The sequence below is a fragment of the Oscillatoria sp. HE19RPO genome (assembly GCF_024220515.1).
Taxonomy (GTDB): domain Bacteria; phylum Cyanobacteriota; class Cyanobacteriia; order Cyanobacteriales; family Laspinemataceae; genus Laspinema.
The window spans coordinates 1-3,137 of sequence record NZ_JAMXOT010000424.1; the positions used below are offsets into that span (position 1 = coordinate 1).

Consider the following 3,137-nt stretch of genomic DNA (forward strand, 5'->3'; position numbering starts at 1 on the left):
TCCAACAAATAAATCATCCTTGCTTTGATGCGATCGCACCTAACAAGGCTCTTTTAGCCCGCGCAGGCGGGCTTTGTCCGTGTAGCTCCAGGCTTGAGCCTGCGGGTTTTTTGAAGGTTTTATTTTTTGGAGTTCCCTTACCAAATGCGTAAGTCCTGACATCAAGCACCCGTTGCAACGGGTGCTTGAATAAAACATTAGTCCAAAATCTCCGTAATTTGCACCTTCACCTGACCTTGAGCCAGTTGCACGACTGCCTCCTCCCCAGGCACTAACTCCCTGCTACTGCGTGCGATCGCCCCATCCTCTTTCTTCAACACCGCATACCCCCGTTGTAACACCTTTTGCGGGTCCAACGTTCCTAACTTTTGCCGTAACAACTCACAACGCTGTTGCGCCCAGTCGCCCTGCTGTAACGTCGCTTGCACCAGGCGTTTTTGCAACCATTGCAGCGATTGCCAATCTTCCTTAAGCTGTCGTTCTAACGGTAACCGATACAACCGCGATCGCAACTGATTAATCCCTTCGACTTCCTGCGCCATCTGCTCAACCATCGCCGCTTTTACCCGTTCCACCCGGTACCGATGTTCTGCATACAAACTCGCCAATTCTGGCACCACAATTTCAGCCGCAGCAGTGGGAGTAGAAGTTCTAACATCCGCGACTAAATCCGCCAGAGATTCATCTCGTTCATGTCCAATTCCCGTAATCACCGGAATCGAACATTGTGAAATTGCCCTCACCACTCGTTCATCATTAAAACAGGCCAAATCCTCCGAAGCGCCCCCACCCCGGGCCAAAATCACCACCTCCGCGCGATGATCCGCCTCCACCCGGGCGATCGCCGAAGCAATAGAAGCAGGGGCCAATTCCCCCTGAACTGTTGCCGGAGACAGCAACACTCGTAATCCCGGATAACGTTGATTGAGAGTCCGCTGAATATCCCCCCATGCTGCCGCCTGGGGAGACGTTACTACCGCAATAATCTGCGGATGACGCGGTAACCGGCGCTTTCTATCTGCATCAAATAACCCTTCGGTTTCCAAGCGCGATCGCAACTGGCGATAACGCAGGGCCTGCAACCCTTCCCCTGCCGGAAACCCCTGCCACACCGTTAGCTGATACTCTCCCCGCTTCGGATAAATCCGAATACTACCCAACACCAAAATTTGCTCCCCCCTTGAAGGCGTCTGCACCAACTTTCCAAGTTGAGAATTCCAAACCACACAGCGAATCGCCGCACTCCCATCCGGTTCCTGCAACGTGAAAAACAGCCCACTGCGATGGTGATTGGCACTCGAAACCTCCCCCATTACCCAGACTTGCCGCAGTTGCGTATCCAACTCCAACAACTCTTGGATGTAGGCGGTCAATCCAGCCACCGAGAGGGCCGTATCCGTCAGCATTTGATAAGCGTTTGACTGATTCATGAGCACAGGACTTACGCAATCTTTAACATTAAACCCTAAATGTAGAGGCGATTCGCGAATCGCCTCTACATTTAGGGGAGATTCTCCCACTCTCCCTAAGTCCGGGAGTAGTTCTGAGCGAGGGTGAGCAGGGACTCATACCAAATCCGGTTGGTAAAAGTCCGTTGTCGTTTTTAGCCCGCGCAGGCGGGCTTCGTCCTGTGAGCCTCCACCCTTCAGGGTGCGGGTTTTGACAGACCTTTGACAACCGGATTCCGTATCAAGAATAAAAGCTATAATCAGCAAGACTTTTATAGCGTTTCCAGCATGGCGGCCACCTGGGGGAGAAGCCACTCCATTTTTAAAACAATTTTAACCTTTGATGCCCCCCCTCCAGCCCAAGCTGAAGTAATGTAGAATAGATAGTCAACATACCCAATCTGCAAGTCCCAAAATAAGATAATGGCTACAGCAAGCACAGCGAATTCTGAAAAAGACAAGGCCCTAAAAGTGGTGCTTTCCCAAATTGAGCGCAGCTTTGGCAAAGGGGCGATTATGCGCCTGGGAGATGCCACCAAGATGAGGGTCGAAACGATTCCATCAGGGGCGCTTACTCTCGATTTAGCCCTGGGTGGCGGGTTACCAAAAGGCCGTGTTATTGAGATTTATGGACCAGAAAGTGCCGGTAAAACCACCCTGGCACTCCACGCGCTTGCAGAAGTTCAAAAAGCTGGGGGACTAGCTGCTTTTGTGGATGCGGAACACGCCCTAGACCCGAGTTATGCCGCGAAAGTGGGGGTTGATATCGAAAATTTACTCGTGTCTCAACCGGATACGGGAGAGATGGCCCTAGAAATTGCGGACCAGTTAGTGCGATCGGCAGCAGTGGACCTCGTGGTGATTGACTCCGTGGCGGCCCTAGTCCCTCGGGCGGAAATCGAGGGCCAAATGGGCGACCCCACCATCGGGTTACAAGCACGGTTGATGAGTCATGCGTTGCGGAAAATTACCGGAAATATTGGTAAATCCGGCTGTACAGTGATTTTCCTCAACCAGTTACGGCAAAAAATTGGCGGTTACGGCAACCCGGAAACCACCACCGGGGGAAATGCACTCAAGTTTTACGCATCGGTCCGTTTAGATATCCGCCGGATTCAAACCTTGAAAAAAGGCACGGAAGAATATGGAATTCGGGCTAAAGTCAAGGTGGCAAAAAATAAAGTTGCGCCACCCTTCCGGATTGCTGAATTTGATATTTTGTTCGGCAAGGGCATTTCTAATATGGGATGCTTGATTGATTTGGCAGAAGAAACCGGCGTGATTAATCGTAAAGGCGCTTGGTATAGCTACAACGGAGATAATATCGGTCAAGGACGGGATAATTCTCTGAAGTATCTGGAAGAAAATCTCCCCATCACCAACGAAATTGAGAAGAAGGTGCGAGAACAGTTAGAACTCGGCGCGGTGGTTTCTGCCAACTCGGTGGGTCATTCTAATCGAGATGGTGATGATGACATTGATGGAGATGGTTATGAAGTCGAGTATGTGGATGAGGAGGATGCGGATTAAATCTGTAAACACTCTCTAGCAAGGGCACCAGAAACCGGGTTTGGTGCATAACTTTTGCCACATCGCCTAAATTTACGAAAGAAACCCGGTTTCTAACCCACTGCAAGGGAGTCAAAAACACCCACTTCAAGGGCACCAGAAACCGGGTTTGGTGCATAA

Annotated in this window: 3 protein-coding genes; 1 reads left to right on the forward strand and 2 read right to left on the reverse strand. The window is 50.8% G+C overall.

Going from position 1 to position 3,137, the window contains the following annotated elements; genetic code table 11:
• Positions 1–197 precede the first annotated feature (197 nt).
• Both xseA and NG833_RS28545 read right to left on the reverse strand, forming a co-directional pair.
• Positions 198–1,430 (reverse strand): exodeoxyribonuclease VII large subunit, encoded by a 1,233-nt coding sequence (gene xseA / locus NG833_RS28540; RefSeq protein WP_254568654.1) that lies wholly within the window; start codon positions 1,428–1,430, stop codon positions 198–200.
• A gap of 135 nt (positions 1,431–1,565) precedes the next feature.
• Positions 1,566–1,763, reverse strand: a complete 198-nt coding sequence (locus NG833_RS28545) for a hypothetical protein (RefSeq protein ID WP_254568655.1) — start codon at positions 1,761–1,763, stop codon at positions 1,566–1,568.
• Between the two features lie 108 nt (positions 1,764–1,871).
• On the opposite strand from NG833_RS28545, the gene recA reads away from it, so the two are divergent.
• Entirely contained in the window at positions 1,872–2,978 is a 1,107-nt protein-coding gene (gene recA, locus NG833_RS28550) for a recombinase RecA (protein WP_015146854.1), read from the forward strand.
• Positions 2,979–3,137: the final 159 nt, after the last annotated feature.